The following is a 22,253-nucleotide window of genomic DNA, read 5'->3' as shown; positions in this document are numbered from 1 at the left end:
GCTGACGCCACATCAGGTTTCACGACCCGGGAGAACGGCCCTGTGACTGCTTCTGCTGAGCCCCTCTACGGGGCCGACGACCTCACCCACCTCGAGGGACTCGAAGCGGTGCGGAAACGGCCCGGCATGTACATCGGGTCCACCGACAGCCGCGGGATCAACCACCTGTTCACCGAGATCGTGGACAACTCGACCGACGAGGGCGTGGCCGGGCACGCGAGCCGGATCGTGGTGACCCTGCACGCCGACGGCAGCGTCCAGGTCGACGACGACGGCCGCGGCATCCCCACCGACAAGCACGCGAAGTCCGGTCTGTCCGGCGTCGAGCTCGTGCTGACGAAGCTGCACGCGGGCGGCAAGTTCGGCGGCTCGGGGTACAAGACGTCCGGCGGCCTGCACGGCGTGGGCGCCTCGGCGGTCAACGCGCTGTCCCACCGGTTCGACGTCATCGTCAAGCGCGCCGGCAAGGTGCACGAGATGTCGTTCAAGCACGGCGTGCCCGGCGTGTTCGACGGTCCCGGCCCGAAGGCCAAGTTCGTGCCACAGCCCGGCCTGCGCATCACCGGCCGGATGAAGCGCGGCGAGAAGACCGGCACCTCGATCCGGTACTGGCACGACGCCCGCTACTTCGAGACCGGTGCCTCACTCGACACCGAGGCCGTGCGCGCGAAACTGCGCAACACCGCGTTCCTGGTACCCGGCGTGACCTACGTGCTGCGCACCGCGAGCGACGACACGATCGGCGAGGAGACCTTCCACTTCCCGAACGGGCTGAGGGACATGGTCGATTTCCTCGCCCCCGCCGGGGACAAGCCGGTTTCCGGCATCGTGCTGATCACCGGTGAGGGCACCTACAAGGAGAACGCGGCCGACGCCAACGGCGTGATGAAGTCCAATGTGGAGCGTCACGCGGAGATCGAGGTGGCGCTGCGCTGGGGAACCGGCTACGAGCGCACCATCGAATGCTTCACCAACACCATCCGCAACATGCACGGCGGCACCCACCGCCGCGGCTTCGACCGGGGCGTGACCAAGGCGCTGCAGGACGCCATCACCAAGACCCGCGGCCTGCTCAAGCCCAAGGAGGACCTGCCCGTCCTCGACGACGTCCTGGAGGGCATGACGGCGGTGATCCACGTGCGCCTGCCGGAGCCGCAGTTCACTTCGCAGACCAAGGACGAGCTGTCCACCGCGGGCATCACGCGGGTGCTCCAGGGCATCGTGGAGAAGCAGGTCCGGGCCTGGACCGAGGACCGGAAGACGAAGTCCGAGGCCAAGGTCGTGCTGCAGAAGATCGTGGACGCCGGCCGGGTCCGCATCGCGCAGAAGCAGCAGAAGGACGCCGCCCGCCGCAAGACGGCGCTGGAAGGCGCCGCGATGCCGGCGAAGCTGGTGGACTGCCGCACCACCGGTGTCTCACGTAGCGAGCTGTTCCTGGTCGAGGGCGACAGCGCGCTCGGGTCGGCGCGGATGGCGCGGGTCTCGGAGTACCAGGCGCTGCTTCCCTTGCGCGGCAAGGTGTTGAACGTCCAGAAGGCCAGCCTGGCCGACACGCTCAAGAACGCCGAGATCGCTTCCATCGTGCAGGTGCTGGGCGCGGGCAGCGGGCGCACCTTCGACCTGTCCACCATGCGCTATGGCCGCGTGATCATCATGGCGGACGCCGACGTGGACGGTTCGCACATCCGGACCCTGCTGATCACGCTGTTCGCCAAGTACATGCGGCCGGTCATCGAGGACGGCAGGCTGTACGCGGCGATGCCGCCGCTGCACAAGATCCTCACCAGGGGGCGCAACGCGGAGACCCACTTCACCTTCACCCAGCGGGAGATGGAGCAGAAGGTCGCCGAGTTGGAGAAGGCGGGCAAGCAGGTCGTCAAGCCGGTCCCGCGGTTCAAGGGTCTCGGCGAAATGGACGCCGACGAACTGTGGGAGACCACGATGAACCCGACCACCCGGTCGGTCCGCCGCATCACACTCGACGACGTGGATGCCGCCGAGGCCGCCCTCGAACTGCTGATGGGCGAGAAGGTCGAGCCCCGGCGCAACTGGCTGATCGAGTCCTCCGACCGGGTGGACGAAGCCGCGATCGACATTTAGGAAAGCAGGAGCAACCAGCGATGGCACGCCGCAAGACGCCGACCACCCGGGTCGATCCGAGCGCCTTCGACCAGGCCGGCGCCCAGGTCTTCGAAAACCCGGTGAAGACCGAGATCGAGGACTCCTACCTGGAGTACGCCTACTCGGTCATCCATTCCCGCGCGTTGCCCGACGCCAGGGACGGCCTCAAGCCGGTGCACCGCAGGATCCTGTTCTCGATGAGCGAGAACGGTTACCGGCCCAACCACGCGTACGTGAAGTCGTCCCGTGTGGTCGGTGACGTGATGGGCCGCTACCACCCGCACGGCGACACCGCGATCTACGACGCGATGGTCCGCCTGGCGCAGGACTTCTCGATGAACGCGCCGCTCATCGACGGGCATGGAAACTTCGGCAGCCCGGACGACGGTCCGGCGGCGAGCCGGTACACCGAGGCGAGGATGTCGCCCGAGGCGATGCTGCTGGTCGGCGAACTGGGCGAGGAGACCGTCGATTTCCGGCCCAACTACGACGGTTCGCTGCAGGAGCCGTGCGTGCTGCCCGCGGCGTATCCGAACCTGCTGGTCAACGGCACGTCCGGGATCGCGGTCGGGATGGCCACCAACATGATCCCGCACAACATGGGCGAGGTCATCGGCGCCGCCCGCTGGCTGATCAACCACCCGAACGCCTCGCTGGACAAGCTGATGGAGTTCGTGCCCGGGCCCGACCTGCCCACCGGCGGGCTGCTGCTCGGGCTCGACGAGGTGCGCAAGGCCTACGAGACCGGCCGCGGCGTGGTGCGGATGCGGGCGAAGGTGGAGATCGGGCCGCTGGAAGGCAGCCGGGGCCGGCAGGCCGTCACCGTCACCGAACTGCCCTACGGGGTCGGGCCGGAGAAGGTGATCGAAAAGATCACCGACGAGGTCAACAAGTCCAAGCGGCTGACCGGAATCGCGGACGTCAAGGACCTGACCGACCGCGAGAACGGCACCAGGCTGGTCATCGAGTGCAAGGTCGGGGTGAACCCGCAGCCGTTGCTGGCCGACCTCTACCGGCTCACGCCGCTGGAGCAGTCCTTCGGCATCAACAACCTGGTGCTGATCGACGGCCAGCCGCGGACGCTCGGCCTCAAGCAGTTGCTCGAGGTGTTCCTCGCCCACCGGTACGAAGTGGTCACCCGGCGCACCCGCTACCGCCGGCGTAAGCGCGAGGAGCGGCTGCACCTGGTCGAGGGCCTGCTCGTCGCGCTGCTGGACATCGACAAGGTGATCCGCCTGATCCGCAACAGCGACAACGCCGCCGAGGCCAAGGAAGGCCTGATGAAGCGGTTCAAGCTGTCGGAGATCCAGGCCACCTACATTCTGGACACCCCGCTGCGCAGGCTGACCAAGTACGACAAGCTGGAGCTGGAACAGGAGCAGGAGCAGCTGCGCGAGGAGATCGCCGAGCTGTCGAAGATCCTCGACGACGATTCGGTGCTCAAGCGCGTGGTGTCCAACGAGCTGGCCAAGATCGCCAAGGAGTTCCGCAGCGAGCGGCGCACCGCCTTGATCGACGGCGACCTCAAGGAGGTGCTGGCCGCGTCGCAGCCGGCCGGGCCGAGGGAGGTGGCCGACGACCCGTGCCAGGTCATCCTGTCCGCCACCGGCCTGGTCGCCAGGACCGCCGCCGAGTCGGAGGAGGCACCGGAAGGCCGCCGTCGCAACGGCCGCGCCAAGCATGACGCCGTCGCCGCGGTCGTGCACACCACCGCGCGCGGCCAGGTTCTGCTGATCACCAGCCGGGGCCGGGCGTTCAAGACGGACGTGCTGCCGCTGCCGGTGCTGCCGGAGCAGGCGGGCACGGTGTCCTTGCGCGGCGGGATGGCCGCCCGGGAGCTGCTCCCGCTGGAGAAGGGCGAACGGGTCGTCGGTATCGCGCCGCTGGGCGAGCAGGCGGCGGATTCGCCGGGGCTGGCCCTGGGCACACGGCACGGTGTGGTCAAGGTCTGCGCGCCGGAATGGCCGGTGCGCGCCGACGAGTTCGAGGTGATCAGCCTCAAGAACGGCGACGAGGTGGTCGGCGCGACCTGGCTGACCGACGGCCGCGAGACGCTGGCGTTCGTCGGCTCCGACGCCTCGCTGTTGCGGCTTTCGGTGTCGCTGGTGCGGCCGCAGGGGATCAAGAGCGGCGGTATGGCCGGGATCAAGCTCGTGGACGACGCCGACGCGATCTTCTTCGGCGCCATCCGCACGGACGATCCGGAGCACGGCGAGCCGATGGTGGTGACCGCGACCGGGGCAAGCGTGAAGATGACGCCGTTCGCGCAGTACCCGGCGAAGGGCCGCGCGACCGGCGGGGTCCGCGCGCACCGGTTCCTCAAGGGCGAGACGCGGCTCACGGTGGCCTGGATCGGTTCGCGCCCGGCGGGCGCGGCGAAGAACGGCGATCCCGTCGAGCTTCCGGAGCCGAACCCGCGCCGGGACTCCTCCGGCGCCGCCCACCCGGGTCCCGATGTCGTGGGGCACCTGGTCGAACGCGGATGATCCAGGTAGCGTACCGCAGCGGACACAGTGCCTTCCGTGCCTTCCGTTGCCCGATTGGTTAACCTCGGAGCATGTCGATGGTGGCCAGCGCGGAAGATCGACTACGGCGGATCGGATTCGTCAGCGACAACCCGCTCGCCCATCTCGAAGGCCAGGACATGCTGGACGAGGTGCTGGACCGGGTCCGGCGGGTTCTGCACGCCGACACCGCGGCGGTGCTGCTGCTCGAGCACGACTCGCGCGAGCTGGTCGCCACCGCCGCGCTCGGCATCGAGGTCGAGGTCCGGCAGGGCGTGCGCATCCCGTTCGGCCGGGGCTTCGCCGGCACGGTCGCGGCGACCAAGAAGCCGAAGTTGCTGGAACGCATCGACTCGACCACGGTGCTGAACCAGCTGCTGTGGGAGAAGGGCATCCAGACCCTGCTCGGCGTGCCGCTGCTGGTCGGCGGCGAGGTGCTGGGCGTGCTGCACGTCGGCACGTTCCGGCAGCACAAGTTCACCGATGACGACATCGAGTTGCTCCAGTTGGCCGCGGACCGGATAGCGCTGTCCGTGCAGGCGCAGCGTTCGCAGGCCGCGCGCGCCGCGGCGGCCGAGTTGCAGCGCAGCCTGCTGCCGCCACGCCTGCCGTCCGTGCCGTTCCTGGATCTGGCGGCCCGCTACGTGCCGGGCGGGCGGGCGAGCGTGGCGGGCGACTGGTACGACGTGTTCGCACTTCCGTCCGGCTGGCTGGGGGTCGTGATCGGTGACGTGGTCGGGCACGACCTGCCGGCCGCGGTGGTGATGGGCAGGCTCCGCAGCGCGCTGCGCGCCTACGCCCTGGACTGCGGCGATCCCGCCGAAGTGCTGAGCAAACTGGACCGGAAGGCGCAGCATTTCGAGCCCGGCATCATGGCGACGGTGCTCTACGGCATGGTCGAACCGGGTTTCGAGCGCATCCACCTGTCGTCGGCGGGGCATCTCCCGCCGGTGCTGGTCCGCCCAGGCCAGCCCGCCGTGCTGACCGGGCTGCAGATCGATCCGCCGATCGGCGCGCTGCGCGACATCCGCCGGCACAGTGCGGTGATCGAGATGTCGCCGGGCGGGCTCGTCTGCTTGTACACCGACGGCCTGGTCGAGCGGCGGGACCGTCCGATCGACATCGGCCTGGAGCGGTTGCGGAAAGTGGTCGCGCCGGGTCCCGCCGACAGCGTGTGCGCGAAGGCCATGGCCGCGTTGATCGGGGACGACATCCCCGAGGACGACGTGGCACTGCTGGTGGTCCGGCGGCATGACGCGGCCGAGGTCGGCCCGCTGGATCTGGATCTGCCCGCGGTGCCGGAGGCGCTCAAGGACGTCCGCGCCGCGATGAGACGCTGGCTGTCGGCCGCGGGGGTCTCGCCCGACGCCACCGCCGACCTGCTGCTCGCGGTCGGCGAAGCCTGTACGAACGTGGTGGAGCACGCGTACGGGCCGGGTGGCGGCACGGTGACGGTCCACCTGCACCTGGAGGGGCCGGACGTCGTGGCGACCGTGGCCGATCGAGGCCGTTGGCGGGCCCCACGGGGTTCCAACCGGGGACGTGGCATCCTGCTCATGCAACGCTGCTGCGACGATGTGTTCCTCGCGCGGACCGGGGACGGTACGACCGTCACGATCCGCCGTGCGATCGTCGAGGGCAACGCAGGGAGGCGATGAAGACGGCGACCGTCGAGGTCCGGACGCATGACGACGAAGTGAGCATCCGCTTGACCGGCGATGTCGATCTCGCCAATGCCGCGTCCGTGCAGACCGAGATCAACGAAGCCATCGGCAATCACGTGAACTCCGTCGTGCTCGACCTCAGCGAAGTCACCTATCTGGACAGTGCCGGGCTGCGGATCCTGTTCACCCTGGCAGGCCGGCTGCGCACCCTGCAGACCACCCTGGAACTGCTGGTGCCGGCGACTTCGCCGGTCCGCCGGATCCTGGAGCTGTCGGGCCTGCCGCCGTTCGCGCGGTTACGTGGCATCTGAGCCGGGTCGCAGCAGCTCAGCGGTACCCGTCGGCCAGGGCGGCGAGTTCTTTGCGGCCATCGGCGCGGATCCCGATCACCACCAGCGGACAGAGTTCGTGTGCTTCCAACCGGATGTTGACGTGCACCCCGTCCGCCCACCGATGCTGGAGCCGGAATCGGGGCATCGACACCGTCTTGATCACCGGCACGGTCACCACCGTGTGCGGCGAGTCCTCTGCCCGCGACGCAGCCACCCAGGGCTACCGGGGTCATCATGGCGGCCGATGCCAACGCCGTACGCCGCGACGAGGACCACAACGCCACGATCTACCGGATCTTCGGCGACGTACGGCCCACTGCCGACGTGCTCGAACTCATTCGCAAGTCTTGACAGTTGCTCGGATGCGGGTTGGCGTGGTGCGTACCCGGCTGTCCGGCGTGGATGGTGGGAAGCTTTCGGGCGGGTGCCACCGGTCTGGCCGGGGAGTACGCGCGCCGCCTGGCGCACCGGCATCTCCACCCCGAACAACTCCAATTGGCCCGATAATCGATCCCGATAATGTGTCCGGTAACCGGTTGTCGCGTTGACAACAGTGGACGGACGCGGGGAACCTGACTGGCCGGCGCCGATGATTTCGTGTCGAACAGTGAGGTCCGACCATGTCGAAGATCACTGTTGCCTGTCTGGTGGAAGCGGGTAAGCCGCTTGGGGTAGGTGTGGCCGACAAGCCGGTTCCGGGTCCGAAGGCGTTCTGGTGAAGGTCGCGGCGTGAGGTAGGCGTGTGTTTCCGCGAAAAGGGTCGTGTTGTGTGACGGACGCTACGAGCAGGCGCCGCGTATCGGGACGGGTTGATACGCAATTCCGTTATCCGGCACAAGACGTGCCAAGCAGCGGGCCCTGAATCTCGGCCGCTGACGGTCTCGCCGAGCAGGTCGCACAGGCGCTTCATGGGGCGCCTGTGCGTGACGCCGGATATCGGCCTTGCGGAGCGCGGTCGCGCCGATCTCCGGCAGCGCCGGTCTCACGATGAACTCGGTGTTGTGCGCGGGTGTGCGCTGGAGGAAGTGCTGCGCCGTCAGTGGTCGTCACCAGGCGGTGCGCGGTGGACTTACCCACGCCCAGATGTTCGCTGATCGACGGCGACGTGACCTTGCCTCCTTGTGCGTCAGGGCGAGCACCCGCAAGGCGTTCGCCACCGAATTCAGGCTCTGTGCCGCTTCTCGGGATCTCTTGTGCCGCATAGCGGAATTGTGCATCGCGCCGTTCCGATCCGCGGGCCCGTACTCGTAACGTCGACGGCACACCACAACCGCTCTTCGCGGAACAACATCCTTACCTGCGGAAAGGACGAAGGTGCCTGATTCCACTGTTCTGGGGGAGGCCGCCGACTACGACGTGATCGTCGTCGGCGCCGGCCCGGTCGGTTTGACCGCGGCCCTGGTGCTGGGACGAACCGGTCATCGCGTGCTGGTGCTGGAGTCGGAGCCGGAACCGGCCACCCAGTGGCGGGCGTCGACCTTCCACCCGCCGACCCTGGAGCTCGCCGAGGGCCTTGGGTTCATCGACGACATGCTGGCGCAGGGGCTGGTGGCGCCCACCTACCAGCTCCGTGACCGCACCGGCGGGCTGATCGCCGAATTCGACTTCTCCGCCCTGTCGGACGTGACCCGGTACCCGTACCGCTTGCAGCTCGAGCAGTACAAATACGTACGGATCCTGCTCGACAAGCTCGCCGGCGAGAACACGGTCGAGGTACGTTTCGCGCACCGCGTGACCGGTCACCAGGTGACCGACCCACGTTCCGTGGACGTCCTGGTGTTCGGCCCGGAGGGTGAGTACACCGTCACCGGCCACCACCTCTTGGGCGCCGACGGTGCGCGCAGCACGGTGCGCGAGGTTCTCGACATCGAGTTCGAGGGCATGACCTACGAGCACCGGTACCTGTTGCTCGGGATCGAGGCGCCGCTGGAGAAGTACTTCCCGGGCATCTCCTCCGTCAACTATGTGTCGGATCCGGCCGAGCACCTGATGCTGTTGCGGATCCCGGACTGCTGGCGCGTGATGTTCGAGGTCACCGGGGGACGGGCGGACGAGGAGGTGGTCACGGACGAGTTCGTCCAGGGGCGCCTGGGGGGCCTGCTCGGCTCGCATCCGATGCCGCAGGTGCTCTCGCGCCAGGTGTACCGGGTGCATCAGCGGGTGGCCAAGGAGTTCTGTCGCGGACCGGTGGCGCTCATCGGCGACGCGGCCCACGTGAACTCGCCGATCGGTGGGATGGGCTTGAACTCCGGTATTCACGACGCCTACACCGTGGGTCGGACACTCACCGATCCCGAGCAGTTGGGCCTGGACTCCTGGGCTGAGCAGCGGAGGATGGTGGCCTTGTCCGAGATCCAGTGGATCACTCACCGCAACACCCAGGACCTGTCCTTGAGCGGGGGAGAGGCTCGCGACGCGAGAATCGAAGAACTGCGCGAGATCTCCCGCGATCCGCGGCGGTCCCGGGAGTGGATGCTCGAAGCGTCGATGATCGCGAGCGCCCGTAGGCAAAAACTCGTATCCGAAGAGCTGATCAAGGCAGGCGGCGGATCCGTCAGCGCCTGACCGGCCCGACCAGGCCGAGGCTATCCTGGCCAGGCACACCATGCCTGCGCTCGCGGAATCATGACCGGCGTAGTGGAAGGCCCCGTCGCGAACGCGTCCACGGGTATCGATCCCGTGGTGATGCGTTCCGCGATGGGGTGCTTCGCCACCGGTGTCACGGTGATCACCAACGCCACGGGCGAAGATGTGCACGCCATGACGGCGAACGCGTTCATGTCGGTCTCGCTCGAACCGCCGCTGGTGCTGATCTCCTTGGGAACAAGGCCCGGATGGCTGCGTGACTATTCGAACCGGAGCATTACGGGGTGAGCGTCCTGGCTCTTTCCCAGGAGCCGGTCGCGCCGGTTCGCCGGTCAAGCACCCGATGCCGCCGCCGCAGTTCGAATGGCTCGGCGGGGTGCCGGTGATCGCCGGTTCCTTGGTGCGGTTGGCGACCCGCATCGTCGACCGGCACCTGGTCGGGGACCACACCTTGGTCTGGCGGAGGACGGGTGAGTAGGCGCGCCGGTCGAGGCGGACGACGATCTCGGTGCGCCGGTGCGCCGGTGCGCCGGTGCGCCGGTGCGCCGGTGTCTCGGTGCCGCTGGTGGTGACGAATCGGCGTTGCGGGGTGTCGGGTGTTGCGGTGGCGTCGCCGGGGAGGCGTCGGCGTGGCGCGGCGCAGGTGGTGTGGGCGAGTACGGAGAGCACGACGTGAGGTCGACGTCGAGCGGGACCGTGCCGGCGAAGGTGTCCAGTTCGCTGCCTGCCCGGGCCAATGGTCCGGACCAGGAGGCCTTCTTCGAGAACTGTTCCACACGCTCGGCTGAGTTCCCCCTAGGGTGGGGGAGTGAGCGAACTGCTGCCGGTCGACCGCGAGCGGGCCGCCCTGGTGGGGCGGGTGTTCGATCCGGACGGTGACGGTCCCTGTGTGGTGGCCGTGCGCAATGGCACCGTCGTCGATCTGACGCCGGTCGAGCCGACGATGTCGGGCCTGCTGGAACGCGAGGACCTTCTCGACATCGTGAGGAATGCGGGCGGCCGGGAGTGGCCGCTGGCCGGCCTGGAACTTCTGGCGCCGTGCGATCTTCAGGTGATCAAGGCCTGCGGCGTCACCTTCGTGCGCAGCATGATCGAGAGGGTCATCGAGGAGCGCGCGCAGGGCGACCCGGCGCTGGCGGCGGACATCCGGCGGCGGATCGAGGGCGTGCTCGGCGGGATGATCGGCGGTCTGCGGCCGGGTTCGCCGGAGGCCGCGCGGGTGAAGGACCTGCTGGTCGCCGAGGGTCTGTGGTCGCAGTACCTGGAGGTCGGCATCGGCCCGGACGCCGAGGTGTTCACCAAGGCGCCGGTGCTGTCCGCGGTCGGCAGCGGCGCCGAGATCGGCGTTCCCGCGTATTCGCGGTGGAACAACCCGGAGCCCGAACTGGTGCTGGCGGTCGGTTCGGACGGCCGCCCGGTCGGCGCGACGCTGGGCAACGACGTCAATCTGCGGGACGTCGAGGGCCGCAGCGCGTTGCTGTTGAGCAAGGCCAAGGACAACAACGCTTCCTGCGCCATCGGCCCGTTCATCCGGCTCTTCGACGACTCCTTCGGGCTGGAGGACGTGCGTGGCCTGGACATCGAGCTCACCGTCACCGGGACCGGCGGGTTCGTTCTCGAAGGCAAGAGTTCACTCAGTGAAATCAGCCGGGACGTGCTGGACCTGGTGGGCCAGACCATCGGGCCGCGGCACCAGTACCCGGACGGTTTCGTGCTGTTCACCGGCACGCTGTTCGCGCCGGTCCAGGACCGGGACGCGCCGGGGGAGGGGTTCACGCACAAGCTCGGCGACGAGGTTCGAATTTCCTCGCCACTGCTGGGCACGCTGACCAACGTCGTCACCCATGCCGAAAAGGCCCCGCCGTGGACCTTCGGCATTCGTGCCCTGATGGCGAACCTGGCCTCCCGCGGCCTGCTTTAGGGACTTGTTTCGAAGTGGTTCGCGTGGCCGCGGCGGTGCGGGTCGCGAGCCTCACCGCAAGCGGCTCCGCTTCGAAAGACTCTAATGCGAATCCCGGGGCACGGCGTGCCCGCGGGAACCCCGCAGGAAGTCGAAGTCCGCGCCCTGATCGGCCTGCAGGACGTGCTGGGTGTAGAGCCAGGCGTAGCCGCTGGTGCAGGGCGACTCCGGCCGCTTCCATCCGGCGCGGCGGCGATCCAGTTCGGCGTCGTCGACCTCCAGCGTGAGGGTTCGTGACGGGACGTCGAGGGTGATCTCGTCGCCGGTGCGCACCAGCGCGAGCGGTCCGCCCAGCGCCGACTCCGGCGTGACGTGCAGGACCACGGTGCCGTAGCCGGTGCCGCTCATCCGGCCGTCGCAGATCCGGACCATGTCGGTGACCCCGGCCTTGAGCATCTTCGCCGGCAACGCCACGTTCGACACTTCGGGCATGCCCGGATACCCCCTCGGCCCGGCACCCTTGATCACCAGCACGGTGCCGGCGTCGACATCGAGATCGGGGTCGTCGCAGACCTCGTGGTAGGCCTCGACCGAGTCGAACACGAGTGCGCGGCCGCGATGGGTGAGCAGGTGCTCCGAGGCGGCCGACTGCTTGATCACCGCGCCCCCGGGGCAGAGGTTTCCGCGCAGCACGGCCGTTCCCGTGCCCGCCGGCTGGAACGGCGCCTCGAGCGTGGTGATCACCTCGTCGTTCCAGCACTGCGCGCCGCCGACGTTGGCGGCCACGCTCTTGCCGGTCACCGTGATGCTCGTGGCGTTCAGCAGGTCCGCGTCCGCGAGCCGCTTCATCACGACGGGCAGCCCGCCCGCGTAGCAGAAGTCCTCCATCAGGAACTTCCCGTTGGGCATCAGGTTGACCAGCGTCGGTACCGCACGCGCCAGTTCGTCGAAGTCGCCCAGTTCCAGTTCGACGCCGACCCGCCCGGCGATCGCCAGCAGGTGGATGATCGCGTTGGTCGAGCCGCCGATCGCCGCGTTGACACGTATCGCGTTCTCGAACGTTTCGCGGGTCAGGATGCGCGAGGGCCGCAGTCCCTCGTTCACCATCGCCACGGCCCGCTGCCCGGCGGCGTGGCCGATTTCGAACCGGCGCGCGTCCACCGCGGGCCAGGCGGCCGAACCGGGCAGCTGCATACCCAGCGCTTCGGCCATGCACGCCATGGTCGACGCGGTGCCCATCGTCATGCAGTGCCCGTTGGACCGCGCCATGCAGCCCTCGGCGAAGAAGCACTCCTCCTGGGTCATCCGACCGGCTTTGAGCTCTTCCTCGAACTTCCACACATGCGTGCCGGAGCCGACGTCGGTGCCGCGGTACTTGCCGTTGAGCATCGGTCCGCCGGTCACCATGATCGCGGGCACGTCCACGCTCGCGGCCGCCATCAGCATCGCGGGGGTGGTCTTGTCGCAGCCGGAGAGCAGGACCACGCCGTCGAGCGGGTTGGCGCGGATCAGCTCCTCGACCTCCATCGCCATGAGGTTGCGGTAGAGCATGGCCGTCGGGCGCATGAGTGTCTCGCCGGTGGCCATGGTCGGGAACTCGAGCGGGAACCCGCCCGCCTGCCACACCCCGCGCCTGACGGCCTCGGCGACCCGGTGCAGGTGCGCGTTGCACGGGGCGAGTTCGGAGGCGCTGGTGGCGATGCCGATCACGGGGCGGCCGTCGAAGACCTCCGAGCCGAAACCCTGGCTCCGCATCCAGGACCGGTAGATCATGCCTGCCCGGCCGGTCGCGCCGAACCACGCCTTGCTCCGAAGTTCGCCCGTCACGAGGACTCCTCTCCGTTGAGAACTGCCCGTGACAAACATTAAATCATTAGATGATTAGCTGTCTACTGGAAAAATGTTGTAGAGTTATAACAGTTATAGGTCTACAACGATTGGGGTAAGCTTGCCGGCACTCAGCTACCGGCGCAGGTTGCTCGTGCTGACGATCTGCGGCCTCAGCCTGTTCGTCGTCTCCCTGGACATCACGATCGTGAACGTGGCCCTGCCGTCCATCCAGCGTGAGTTCGGCGCGACCATGTCCAATCTCCAGTGGACAATCGACGCCTACACCGTGGTGATGGCGAGCCTGCTGATGCTGTCCGGCTCGATGGGGGACCGGCTGGGCAGGCGGCGCGTCTTCCAGGCCGGGCTCGTGCTGTTCACGCTCGCCTCACTGCTGTGCGGTATCGCGCCGGACATCGAGGTGCTGGTGGTGTTCCGGATGGTGCAGGCTGTCGGCGGGTCGATGCTCACTCCTGTCGCCATGTCGATCGTGACGAACACCTTCACCGATCCGGCGGAGCGGGCCCGCGCGATCGGTGTCTGGGCCGCGGTGTTCGGGGTGAGCATGGCGCTCGGCCCGGTGGCGGGCGGGGCGCTGGTGGACGCGGCCGGCTGGCGGTCGGTCTTCTGGGCCAACGTGCCGATCGGCGCCGTGGCGGTGGTGCTCGCCGCGCTGCTCGTGCCGGAGTCGAAGGCGCCCAAGCCACGCCGGGTGGACCCCGTCGGGCAGGTGCTGATGATCGTCGCGCTGGGCAGCCTGATCTATGGGGTCATCGAGGCGCCGCACGCCCGCCCGGCGCTGACCATCGGGTGTTTCGCGCTCTCCGCGCTCGCCATCGGCTGTCTGGTGCCCTACGAGCGACAGTGCGAGGAACCGCTGATCGATCCGAAGTTCTTCACCAGCGTCCCGTTTTCCGGCGCGATCCTCACCGCGGTCTGCGCCATTGCCGCGTTGGGCGGTTTTCTCTTCCTGAACGCGATCTACCTGCAGAACGTGCGCGGGTTCTCCCCGCTCCAGGCCGGGCTGCTCACCCTGCCTGCGGCGGTCGCGCTGATCGCGACACCCCCGGTGTCGGGCCGCATCGTCGGCTCCCGCGGCCCACGGCTGCCGCTGATGGTCGGAGGCGGCGCGATGGCGCTCAGCGGCCTGCTGTTCGCCCGGCTGACCGCGGATTCGCCGATCCTCCTGCCGCTGGCGGCCTACCTGGTGTTCGGCTTCGGGCTCGGCCTGATCAACCCGCCGATCACGAGCTCGGCGGTGTCCGGGATGCCGCGGGACCAGGCGGGTGTGGCGGCCGCCGTGGCCTCGACAAGCCGCCAGGTCGGCTCCTCGCTCGGGGTGGCCGTGCTGGGTACCGTGGTGACATCGCATCTGGATGGCCCGCTGGCGACCGCGTTCGCGCCCGCGAGCCGGCCCGCGTGGTGGATCATGGCCGGATGCGGGGTCGTGGTGCTCGCGCTCGGTTTCCTCATCACGACGAAGTGGGCGCAGCGTACGAAATTCGAGGAGAAGGTCCAGGTCCTGGTTTCATGACGGACGCGGGAGTGGTTTGGGAGCGTCTCCGGGAGTTGGTTCACGAGACCTACGACCGGCGCAAGGAGGTCTCGGACGCGCTGGGCATGAGCTTCGCCAAGGCCAAGGCGCTGCGGCGGATCGCGGCCGGCCCGCTGACCATGCGGGAGCTGGCCGAGCAACTGGTCACCGACCCGCCCTACGCCACGCTCCTGGTCGACGACCTCGAGCGGCGCGGGCTCGTCGAGCGCAACGTGCATCCGCGCGACCGGCGGCGCAAGATCGTGGAAATCACCGAGGCGGGCCGCGAAGCCGTCAAGACCGCGGACCGCATTCTCGGTGAGCCTCCGCCCGCGCTGCAAGCTCTGCCGGAGTCCGATCTCGCCGCCCTCGCCGCCATTCTGGCCAAGATCGGCGGCGCGCGATGAAGCCCGCGGAGGCGCGAGCGGCCTTCCGCGGCGGCAAGGTGTGCCCGACGGCGGGCTGGGTGCCCGGCTACACCCAGACGAACCTGATCGCCATCGAGCGGGACTGGGCGTACGACGTGCTGCTGTTCTGCCAGCGCAACCCGAAGCCGTGCCCGGTGCTCGACGTGAGCGACCCGGGCAGCACGGCCACCGTGCTGGCGCCGGGGGCGGATTTGAGCACCGACCTGCCGCGTTACCGGGTTTGGCGCGACGGTGTGCTCGCGGGTGAACATCCGGACGTGAAGTCGTTGTGGCGCGAGGATCTCGTGGCGTTCCAGATCGGCTGCAGCTTCACCTTCGAAACGGCGCTCGCGGAGGCGGGCGTGCCACTGCGGCACGTCGAGCAGGGCCGGAACGTGTCGATGTACGTGACCGGCCGGCAGTGCCGCCCGGCCGGCCGGATGCGCGGGCCGATGGTCGTGTCGATGCGGCCGATCCCGGCGGAGTTGGTCGACCTGGCGATCCGGATCAGCGGCGCGATGCCGGCGGTGCACGGTGCTCCCGTTCATGTCGGCGACCCGGCGGAGCTGGGCATCGAGGACCTGGCGAAGCCGGATTTCGGTGACCCGGTGCGCGCGGCGCCGGGTGACGTGCCGGTGTTCTGGGCCTGCGGGGTGACTCCGCAGGCCGCGCTGATGGCCTCCCGCCCGCCGTTCGCGATCACGCACGCGCCGGGACACATGTTCGTCACCGACGTCCGGGACGAGGAATACCGGGTTCAGGCGGGAGGGTGGGCGAAGGTCCTGCGGTAGTCGGCGGGTGAGACGCCCACGATCTTGTGGAAGTGGTGCCGGAGCAGGGCGGCCGTGCCGAATCCGCACCGGTGCGCGATCTTTTCGATGCCGAGCTGGGTGTCCTCCAGCAGCGCCCGCGCGTGCAGCACCCGCTGGATCGTCAGCCAGCGGTGCGGGGTGGTGCCGGTTTCGGCGGCGAACCGCCGGGCGAAGGTGCGTTCCGACATCGAGGCCCGCCGCGCCAGCGCGGTGACGGTGTGCTCCTCGGTGAGGTGATCCATCACCCAGGTGAGCATCGGCTGCAGGCTGTCCGCCGTGCATTCGGGGATCGGCAGCTCGATGAACTGCTGCTGCCCGCCCTCACGCTGCGGCGGCACGACCATGCGCCGGGCGATCGCGTTGGCGGCGGCGGAGCCGAGCTCGCGGCGCACGAAGTGCAGGCAGGCGTCGATCCCGGCGGCCGTGCCCGCGCTGGTGATCAGATCGCCTTCGTCGACGAACAGGACGTCCCGGTCCACCTTCGCCTTGGGGAAGCGCTGACGGAATTCGTCGACGTGGCGCCAGTGCGTGGTGCAACGGCGGCCGTCCAGCAGCCCGGCCGCGCCGAGCAGGAACGCGCCGCTGCACACCGTCAGCACGGTCGCGCCTCGAGCCGAGGCGTCCCAGATCGCTTGGAGCACCGCGGGTGGGTAGTCGTCGCGGATTTTGGCGGCGGGCAGCGTGACGAGGTCCGCGTCATCCAGTGCGTCGAGCCCGTACTCGGGCGTGATCAGCACCCCGACCCCCGACCGCAATGGCTCGCCGGCCCGCTCGCCGCAGACGAGGAACTCGATCGGCGGTACGCCGTCGTCGGTACGGTCGACGCCGAAGACCTCGCAGACCACGCCGAACTCGAAGGGTTCAACGCCGTCGATCAACAGAGCGGCCGCCGTTTTGAGCATGGCAGAATTTTAGCGCAGCACGTCAGGTCTGCCACTGTTTGGCGGGAAGTAGTGCAGCGCAAACTTCACGCCATGACTGGTTTGCTTCTCTTCCTGACCCTCATCCTCCTGGCCGGTATCGCTGCCGCGCTGGAGCGCAACCACCGCCGGCAATGGCCGACCGGCCCGGCGGGCAGCGTGAACTTCGAAGACCGTGACGAGGTCCGGGTGTGGCAGGAACTTCACACGCGGCACTGAAGGCTCGGCTGGCTCGGCGGGGACCACCACCTCCGGGAGCAGGTCATGCGGGACTCCGGAGGCTGCTCGAGTTCACCTTCCACATCAAAGAGGGTCACTCGACGATCGGGTAGGCGACCCCCTTCGCCCGCAGTTGCTCGATGTGCTCCCGAAGCATTTTCTGCTCCGTGAACCGCTCGACGACAACCAGTCCTTTCGCCACCCTGTCGCGATAGTCGGCGAAGTCGATGTCCTCGAACAGTTCGGCCGGCCCCTCACGGTGCTGGAGGCCGGGTTCGAAGGACGCGAGGACTTCGCCGCGCTCGGCGCAAGCGAGCCACGATCCCGGTCTCCGAAAGCGCTTTCACCAAGGTCGAAACGAGTTCGGTCGCCCCTGGCCGGACCTGATGGAAAAGGTTCGTCGCCCGCGATACCTCGCTTCCCGGTCGGTCGACACGAAGGCCAGTTGTCCCGTGACACCGGGGGCAGTTCGGCGGTCAGCCCAGGGGGTGCGTCGATGTCCAGTTCGGGAATGGTCAGTTCGAGTGCACCCAGCGGGCGTTCGGCGAGCAGGTCACCGAGTAGGCGCAGGTCGGCGAGTGCCGGTGGCTCGCCTCGGACCCCGGCCGGTCGCGCGTAGGCCGGCCTGGGCGGTCCCGGGCCGGCTCGGGCGCGCCGAGCCGGCCGAGTTCGGCGGCCGGAGCGGGCGGGATACGGGCGACGACGGCGGGCATCGCCGCCGCGACGGCAGTCGCGCGAGATCCATCGGTGCCCCCCTGTACGCAGTTCAGGAGTCGAAGGTTACCGCCCCTGACAGATGTCACGGCGAACGCAGGATGATCGACCTCCTTCCCACGCCCCGAATCCCGAGAAGCTTTGGATCAAAGCGAACGAGGACCTGGAGGGAAGAAATGACCATCACCGCGACCGCCACCCGGACCACCGCCCCGAACGCGCTGCGCCGGCACCTGATGCCCCTGGTGGTGGACGTGGCCGTGCCGATCGGCTCCTACTACCTGCTCAGCAAAAGTTTCGGCGTCAGCGAGACGGCCGCGCTCGGCTGGAGCGGCGTCGTCCCGATGGTGCGCACGGTGTGGGGCCTGGTGAAGGAGCGCAGGCTCAACGGACTGGCCCTGCTGATGTTCGTGGTCAACGTCGCCGGTCTGCTGCTGAGCCTGGTCACCGGTGACCCGCGCCTGATGCTCGCCAAGGACAGCGGCGTGAGCAGCATCATCGGCATCTCGATCCTGGTGTCGGTCTTCCTCGGACGGCCGCTGATGACCACCGCGATGCGGCCGTTCGTCACCAAGGGCGACCCGGTCAGGATCGCGGCCTGGGACCGGCTGTCGGCGACTTCCGCGAAGTTCCGGCGCGCCGAGCGGATGTTCTCCATTGTGTGGGGGACGGCCCTGCTGGCGGAGTGCGTCGCGAGGATCGTCGGCGCCTACACGCTGCCGGTCGACACGATGGTCTGGCTCGGCACGGTCGTCCTGGTGGCCGCCATTGTCGTCGGCAGCATCGTCGGCGGCGCCCTGGCGGTCGGTCCCATCAAGGACATGATGGCCGCCGAACTCGAGCGGCGCTGACCTGCGGAAGGAACACTCGAAATGCGCACCTACGGGATCAACTACGACACCGGTTTCAGCCCGATGGGGGAGATTTCCCGGCCGGACTGGGACTTCAGGGCGGTCCGGGACGAAATGCGGGTCATCGCGAACGAACTGCACTGCGACGCGGTCCGGATCTCCGGGGGAGAGGTGGAACGGCTGTCGGCCGCCGCGGAGGCGGCGGCCGAGGCCGGTCTCGCGGTGTGGTTCGCACCGTTCCCCTGTGACCTGACCGAAGGCGGGTTACTCGAGTTCTTCGCCGAATGCGCCGGGCGAGCGGAGGACGTGCGGAGCGCCGGAACGGAGGTCGTGTTCGTCGCCGGGTGCGAGATCAGCCTGTTCAATCCGGGATTCTTTGCCGGGCAAGGGTTTCCCGAACGGCTGGCCGGCTTCGGCGCGGAGTCGTTCCGGGAGCACTACCCGGAGGCGATGGCGAAGCTCAACGGGTTCCTGCACAAGGCGGCGAACACGGTGCGGTCCCGTTTCGGTGGGCGGCTTACCTACGCGTCCGGCCCCTGGGAACGGATCGACTGGACCCCGTTCGACATCGTCGGCGTCGACGCCTACCGGGCGGCCTACAACGCCGGCAATTACCGTGAAGAGCTCCGCGCGCACTTGACGTGCGGAAAGCCCGTCGCCGCCACGGAGTTCGGCTGCTGCACCTACCGGGGCGCGGCCCAGCGCGGCGGCGAGGGCTGGATGATCGTCGACGAGGCCGCGAGACCCCCGCGGATCGACGGCGACTACCAGCGCGACGAGCACGAGCAGGCCCAGTACCTGGACGAGTTGCTCACCGTGTTCGAGGAGGAGGGACTGGACGCGGCGTTCTGGTTCACCTTCGCCGGATACGGCCTGACTCACCGGCCGGACGACCCTCAGCACGACCTCGACCTGGCGTCCTACGGGGTGGTGAAGATCGTTCCGGGCGGCTGGGAGCCGAAGGAGTCCTTCCGGGTGATGGCCGCCCGTTACGCGAACCGCCCGGCGGCCTGATGTCCGTTTTCCGCCAGCCCATGTCCCCGCCGCCGGTAAGACTGGGAACCATGCGATACACCACCATGCGATACACCACCATGCGATACACCACTGTGGAGAGCCCGCTCGGGCCGCTGACGCTCGTCGGCTCCGACGGCGTCCTCACCGGCCTGTACATGGAGCGGCAGCGGCACCGGCCCGGCGAGGAGTCCTTCGGCGAGCGCGACGAAGCGCCGTTCGCCGAAGCGATCAGGCAGTTGGAAGAGTACTTCGCCGGAACCCGCGAGGAGTTCGACATCCCGCTGGCGCTGCACGGCACGCCGTTCCAGCGTCGCGTGTGGGCGGAGCTGCGCGAAATCCCGTTCGGGGAAACGATCTCCTACCGGGAGCTGGCGGAGCGGATCGGGCGGCCGACCGCGTCGCGGGCGGTGGGGCTGGCCAACGGCCGGAACCCGGTCAGCATCATCGTGCCCTGCCACCGGGTCGTCGGCGCCGGCGGTGACCTCACCGGCTACGGCGGCGGCGTGGAGCGCAAGCGGCACCTGCTCGACTTCGAACGCGACCGCCAGTGGAACCGCGCGGAGCCGACACTGCCATTACTCTGATCCACATGGCCACGGTCGCCGACCTACTGTCCCGGTACCACCCCCGGGAAGCCGCCGAGGACGCCGACGTGTCACGTGTGCGTGAACTCGTGGCCACGGCGGAAGACCCCTGGCACCGCTCGATCCCGCTCCACGTCACGGCGTCGGCGGTGGTCGTGCACCCGGAAAGCAGGCGGGTGCTGCTGCGCTGGCACCGGCGGCAGCGGGCGTGGTTGCAGGTCGGCGGGCACGGGGACCCGGGTGAAACCGATCCGCTCGAAGTCGCGCTGCGCGAGGGCCGGGAGGAGACCGGCCTGGCCGACCTGGTCCCGTGGCCAGACGCGGCCTTGGTGCACGTGGCGATCGTGCCGGTGCGCGCGAGCGGGAAGGAGCCCGCGCACGAACACGCGGATGTGCGGTTCGTGCTGGCCACCGCCGGCCCGGACGCCGCACGCCCCGAGAAGCCGGGCGCGCCGCTGCGGTGGCTCACCCTGCCCGAAGCCCACGAACTGGCCGCGGTGCCCAACCTCCGGGAAACGCTGGCCCGGACCGGAAACCTGCTCACCCGCCACGGGAGGTGAGCCGGGTGCCGGAGAAGCGGATCACCGTGCAGGCCGGCGGGCGCAGGCTGACTCTGTCCAACTTGGACAAGGTGCTCTACCCGGACGGGTTCACCAAGGGTGAGGTGATCAACTACTACACCCGGGTCGCCCCGGTCCTGCTGCCGCAGCTCAAGGGCCGCCCGGTCACCTTCATCCGGTTTCCCGACGGCGTCGGTGCCCCCGGCAAGTTCTTCGAAAAGGACGTCTCCCGGCACGCCCCGGAATGGGTTCCCACGGCCCGGCTGACCGGCAGCGGTTCCCGGGGCCGGTCAGGCCCGGTCGACTACCCCCTGATCGACGACCTGCCCACCCTGGTGTGGGCGGCCAACCTCGCCGCACTGGAACTGCACGTTCCACAATGGACTGTCGGGCCGGGGGACACCCGGCGGCCGCCGGACCGGCTGGTGTTCGACCTCGACCCCGGTCCCGGGACCACCATCGTGGAATGCGGCCGTGTCGCCGAGCGGTTGCACGACGCGCTCGTCGGCGACGGCCTCACGCCGTTCGCGAAGACGTCGGGCGCCAAGGGCATGCAACTGTACTGCGGGGTCCGGACCCGCAGCACCGACCGCCCCTCGGCGTACGCCAAGGGGCTGGCCGAACGGCTGGCGGGCCAGACCCCGGACCTCGTGGTGGCGAAGATGGCGAAGGCGTTGCGCCCGGGCAAGGTGTTCATCGACTGGAGCCAGAACAACCCGGCCAAGACCACGGTCGCCCCCTACTCGCTGCGTGGCCGCGACCGGCCGACCGTCTCCACCCCGATCACCTGGGACGAGGTGCGTGCCTGCCGCCGTCCCGAGGACCTGGTGTTCACCGCCGACGACGTGCTCGACCGCGTCGCCGAGTTCGGCGATCTCTTCGCCGGACTGGCCCGCACGAGAACCGCGATACCGGTACCGTGACCGGTGCCTTCACCGCGTTTCCGCGGCCAGTCCGGCGTAGACGATGATGTTGTCGCGGTAGCTGTGCGCCGCCCGGTCGAAATCACCGCCGCAGGTGATCAGCCTCAGCTGAGGGGTGTCTGTGTTGCCGTAGACCGCCTCGGTCGGGAACTGGTTCTTCGGCACCTGCGAAAGATGGTCCACCCGGAACCGCGCGGTCGTGCCGTCGGCCCGGTCGACCTCGATCTCGTCGCCGGGGGCCAGGCTCTTCAGGTCGTAGAAGATGCCCTTGTGCCCGGTGCCGTCGACATGGCCGAGCAGCACGGCGGGGCCGACCGCACCCGGGGGCGGGCTGAACCGGTACCAACCGGCCTGCATGGGCTCGGTGGTCGGCGGCACCTGGATCGTGCCGTCGTCGTTGACGCCGAGTTGGACCAGTGTGGAGTCCGCGCTGATCTTCGGAATCCGGACCCTGATCGGGGGAGCGGCGCCGGTCGCGCCGGGACCCGGCTCGACGGTCGATGCCGTCCCGGGCGCCGGTTGCGGCGCTGGGGCCACGTCGGTGCCAGTGCATCCGGTCAGGACGGCGAGTCCGAGACAGACACCGAGCAGGAAGGTGCGAAGGTATCCGGCCGGAGGCGGCGTGTGCACCGCCGCACTCCGGCGGATACGACGAGTCGGGGTCATCACGCGGAAGCCAGGGACCCATCTCCGGCGGGAACCGGCCCGGCGGGGACCACGGGCACCTGGGGTGCGGGCACCTGAGGCGCGGGTGCCTGGGGCGCGGGTGCCTGGGGCG

Annotated in this window: 22 protein-coding genes; 17 read left to right on the top strand and 5 right to left on the bottom strand. The window is 69.0% G+C overall.

Annotated features, from left to right (window positions below):
- Positions 1-42: 42 nt before the first annotated feature.
- The 4 genes from VJT49_RS32335 (at position 43) to VJT49_RS32320 (ending at position 6,600) form a co-directional block, all read left to right on the top strand.
- Complete coding sequence (locus VJT49_RS32335; protein ID WP_324168770.1) at positions 43-2,100, top strand: DNA topoisomerase IV subunit B; 2,058 nt, start codon at positions 43-45, stop codon at positions 2,098-2,100.
- A 20-nt stretch (positions 2,101-2,120) separates the two neighbouring features.
- Positions 2,121-4,607, top strand: a complete 2,487-nt coding sequence (locus VJT49_RS32330; RefSeq protein WP_324168769.1) for a DNA topoisomerase IV subunit A — start codon at positions 2,121-2,123, stop codon at positions 4,605-4,607.
- 71 nt (positions 4,608-4,678) lie between these two features.
- Positions 4,679-6,283, top strand: a complete 1,605-nt coding sequence (locus VJT49_RS32325) for an ATP-binding SpoIIE family protein phosphatase (RefSeq protein ID WP_324168768.1) — start codon at positions 4,679-4,681, stop codon at positions 6,281-6,283.
- Positions 6,280-6,600, top strand: a complete 321-nt coding sequence (locus VJT49_RS32320) for an STAS domain-containing protein (RefSeq protein WP_324168767.1) — start codon at positions 6,280-6,282, stop codon at positions 6,598-6,600. Before VJT49_RS32325 ends, VJT49_RS32320 begins: the two co-directional genes overlap by 4 nt.
- Positions 6,601-6,616: 16 nt before the next feature.
- Here VJT49_RS32320 and VJT49_RS32315 read toward each other — a convergent pair whose 3' ends face one another.
- Positions 6,617-6,835 (bottom strand): hypothetical protein, encoded by a 219-nt coding sequence (locus VJT49_RS32315; protein WP_324168899.1) that lies wholly within the window; start codon positions 6,833-6,835, stop codon positions 6,617-6,619.
- Between the two features lie 1,100 nt (positions 6,836-7,935).
- Here VJT49_RS32315 and VJT49_RS32310 point away from each other — a divergent pair.
- From VJT49_RS32310 to VJT49_RS32295, 4 genes are all read left to right on the top strand, one after another.
- On the top strand, positions 7,936-9,186 hold the full coding sequence (locus tag VJT49_RS32310; protein ID WP_324168766.1) for an NAD(P)/FAD-dependent oxidoreductase: 1,251 nt from the start codon (positions 7,936-7,938) through the stop codon (positions 9,184-9,186).
- A gap of 60 nt (positions 9,187-9,246) precedes the next feature.
- Positions 9,247-9,495, top strand: coding sequence for a flavin reductase family protein (locus tag VJT49_RS32305; protein WP_324168765.1), 249 nt, complete (start codon positions 9,247-9,249; stop codon positions 9,493-9,495).
- 55 nt (positions 9,496-9,550) lie between these two features.
- Complete coding sequence (locus VJT49_RS32300; RefSeq protein WP_324168764.1) at positions 9,551-9,685, top strand: flavin reductase family protein; 135 nt, start codon at positions 9,551-9,553, stop codon at positions 9,683-9,685.
- A gap of 330 nt (positions 9,686-10,015) precedes the next feature.
- The gene (locus VJT49_RS32295; protein WP_324168763.1) at positions 10,016-11,128 is read left to right on the top strand and encodes a fumarylacetoacetate hydrolase family protein; all 1,113 of its coding nucleotides are present in this window, start codon (positions 10,016-10,018) and stop codon (positions 11,126-11,128) included.
- A gap of 81 nt (positions 11,129-11,209) precedes the next feature.
- Here the strand turns inward: VJT49_RS32295 and VJT49_RS32290 are convergent, their stop codons facing one another.
- Positions 11,210-12,934, bottom strand: a complete 1,725-nt coding sequence (locus VJT49_RS32290) for an IlvD/Edd family dehydratase (protein WP_324168762.1) — start codon at positions 12,932-12,934, stop codon at positions 11,210-11,212.
- 121 nt (positions 12,935-13,055) lie between these two features.
- On the opposite strand from VJT49_RS32290, the gene VJT49_RS32285 reads away from it, so the two are divergent.
- The 3 genes from VJT49_RS32285 to VJT49_RS32275 are packed head-to-tail and all read left to right on the top strand — an operon-like array spanning position 13,056 to position 15,666.
- On the top strand, positions 13,056-14,468 hold the full coding sequence (locus VJT49_RS32285; protein WP_324168761.1) for an MFS transporter: 1,413 nt from the start codon (positions 13,056-13,058) through the stop codon (positions 14,466-14,468).
- Positions 14,465-14,875 (top strand): MarR family winged helix-turn-helix transcriptional regulator, encoded by a 411-nt coding sequence (locus VJT49_RS32280; RefSeq protein WP_324168760.1) that lies wholly within the window; start codon positions 14,465-14,467, stop codon positions 14,873-14,875. The genes VJT49_RS32285 and VJT49_RS32280 overlap by 4 nt, the downstream gene beginning before the upstream one ends.
- Positions 14,872-15,666 (top strand): putative hydro-lyase, encoded by a 795-nt coding sequence (locus VJT49_RS32275; RefSeq protein ID WP_324168759.1) that lies wholly within the window; start codon positions 14,872-14,874, stop codon positions 15,664-15,666. The genes VJT49_RS32280 and VJT49_RS32275 overlap by 4 nt, the downstream gene beginning before the upstream one ends.
- On the opposite strand, the gene VJT49_RS32270 is transcribed toward VJT49_RS32275, so the two are convergent.
- A complete protein-coding gene (locus VJT49_RS32270) occupies positions 15,633-16,589 on the bottom strand; it encodes a helix-turn-helix domain-containing protein (protein ID WP_324168758.1) in 957 nt (318 codons plus the stop codon). The genes VJT49_RS32275 and VJT49_RS32270 overlap by 34 nt on opposite strands.
- Positions 16,590-16,661: 72 nt before the next feature.
- Between VJT49_RS32270 and VJT49_RS32265 the strand changes: the two genes are divergently transcribed.
- Positions 16,662-16,826 (top strand): hypothetical protein, encoded by a 165-nt coding sequence (locus VJT49_RS32265; RefSeq protein WP_324168757.1) that lies wholly within the window; start codon positions 16,662-16,664, stop codon positions 16,824-16,826.
- Between the two features lie 515 nt (positions 16,827-17,341).
- Here VJT49_RS32265 and VJT49_RS32260 read toward each other — a convergent pair.
- Entirely contained in the window at positions 17,342-17,539 is a 198-nt protein-coding gene (locus VJT49_RS32260; RefSeq protein WP_324168756.1) for a hypothetical protein, read from the bottom strand.
- 177 nt (positions 17,540-17,716) lie between these two features.
- Between VJT49_RS32260 and VJT49_RS32255 the strand changes: the two genes are divergently transcribed.
- Genes VJT49_RS32255 through ligD form a run of 5 tightly spaced genes read left to right on the top strand, consistent with a single transcriptional unit; the run spans position 17,717 to position 21,475 of the window.
- Positions 17,717-18,391 (top strand): VC0807 family protein, encoded by a 675-nt coding sequence (locus tag VJT49_RS32255; protein WP_324168755.1) that lies wholly within the window; start codon positions 17,717-17,719, stop codon positions 18,389-18,391.
- 21 nt (positions 18,392-18,412) lie between these two features.
- The gene (locus VJT49_RS32250) at positions 18,413-19,405 is read left to right on the top strand and encodes a hypothetical protein (protein ID WP_324168754.1); all 993 of its coding nucleotides are present in this window, start codon (positions 18,413-18,415) and stop codon (positions 19,403-19,405) included.
- 50 nt (positions 19,406-19,455) lie between these two features.
- Positions 19,456-19,992 carry a methylated-DNA--[protein]-cysteine S-methyltransferase gene (locus VJT49_RS32245; protein ID WP_414636134.1) on the top strand — a complete coding sequence of 179 codons (537 nt, stop codon included), beginning with the start codon at positions 19,456-19,458 and terminating at the stop codon, positions 19,990-19,992.
- 5 nt (positions 19,993-19,997) lie between these two features.
- Entirely contained in the window at positions 19,998-20,552 is a 555-nt protein-coding gene (locus VJT49_RS32240) for an NUDIX hydrolase (RefSeq protein ID WP_324168752.1), read from the top strand.
- Between the two features lie 5 nt (positions 20,553-20,557).
- Positions 20,558-21,475: a non-homologous end-joining DNA ligase gene (gene ligD, locus VJT49_RS32235; RefSeq protein ID WP_324168751.1), complete on the top strand. Its 918-nt coding sequence runs from the start codon at positions 20,558-20,560 to the stop codon at positions 21,473-21,475.
- A gap of 9 nt (positions 21,476-21,484) precedes the next feature.
- Here the strand turns inward: ligD and VJT49_RS32230 are convergent, their stop codons facing one another.
- Positions 21,485-22,105, bottom strand: coding sequence for a class F sortase (locus VJT49_RS32230; RefSeq protein WP_324168750.1), 621 nt, complete (start codon positions 22,103-22,105; stop codon positions 21,485-21,487).
- Between the last annotated feature and the right edge of the window lie 148 nt (positions 22,106-22,253).

Origin of the sequence: Amycolatopsis sp. (assembly GCF_035276945.1) — a bacterium.
In the GTDB taxonomy this organism is placed as follows: domain Bacteria; phylum Actinomycetota; class Actinomycetes; order Mycobacteriales; family Pseudonocardiaceae; genus Amycolatopsis_E.
Note: the sequence above shows the minus strand (reverse complement) of the source record. Positions and strands in the feature narration are given on the sequence as shown.

Excerpts from the sequence above, each read along its gene's own strand:
- VJT49_RS32245 (WP_414636134.1), top strand. The coding sequence starts at position 19,456 with ATGCGATACACCACCATGCGATACACCACCATGCGATACACCACTGTG.
- VJT49_RS32255 (WP_324168755.1), top strand. The coding sequence starts at position 17,717 with ATGACCATCACCGCGACCGCCACCCGGACCACCGCCCCGAACGCGCTG.
- VJT49_RS32240 (WP_324168752.1), top strand. The coding sequence starts at position 19,998 with ATGGCCACGGTCGCCGACCTACTGTCCCGGTACCACCCCCGGGAAGCC.
- VJT49_RS32330 (WP_324168769.1), top strand. The coding sequence starts at position 2,121 with ATGGCACGCCGCAAGACGCCGACCACCCGGGTCGATCCGAGCGCCTTC.
- VJT49_RS32305 (WP_324168765.1), top strand. The coding sequence starts at position 9,247 with ATGACCGGCGTAGTGGAAGGCCCCGTCGCGAACGCGTCCACGGGTATC.
- VJT49_RS32250 (WP_324168754.1), top strand. The coding sequence starts at position 18,413 with ATGCGCACCTACGGGATCAACTACGACACCGGTTTCAGCCCGATGGGG.
- VJT49_RS32270 (WP_324168758.1), bottom strand. The coding sequence starts at position 16,589 with ATGCTCAAAACGGCGGCCGCTCTGTTGATCGACGGCGTTGAACCCTTC.
- VJT49_RS32280 (WP_324168760.1), top strand. The coding sequence starts at position 14,465 with ATGACGGACGCGGGAGTGGTTTGGGAGCGTCTCCGGGAGTTGGTTCAC.
- VJT49_RS32325 (WP_324168768.1), top strand. The coding sequence starts at position 4,679 with ATGTCGATGGTGGCCAGCGCGGAAGATCGACTACGGCGGATCGGATTC.
- VJT49_RS32275 (WP_324168759.1), top strand. The coding sequence starts at position 14,872 with ATGAAGCCCGCGGAGGCGCGAGCGGCCTTCCGCGGCGGCAAGGTGTGC.
- VJT49_RS32260 (WP_324168756.1), bottom strand. The coding sequence starts at position 17,539 with ATGCCCGCCGTCGTCGCCCGTATCCCGCCCGCTCCGGCCGCCGAACTC.
- VJT49_RS32300 (WP_324168764.1), top strand. The coding sequence starts at position 9,551 with ATGCCGCCGCCGCAGTTCGAATGGCTCGGCGGGGTGCCGGTGATCGCC.
- VJT49_RS32320 (WP_324168767.1), top strand. The coding sequence starts at position 6,280 with ATGAAGACGGCGACCGTCGAGGTCCGGACGCATGACGACGAAGTGAGC.
- VJT49_RS32265 (WP_324168757.1), top strand. The coding sequence starts at position 16,662 with ATGACTGGTTTGCTTCTCTTCCTGACCCTCATCCTCCTGGCCGGTATC.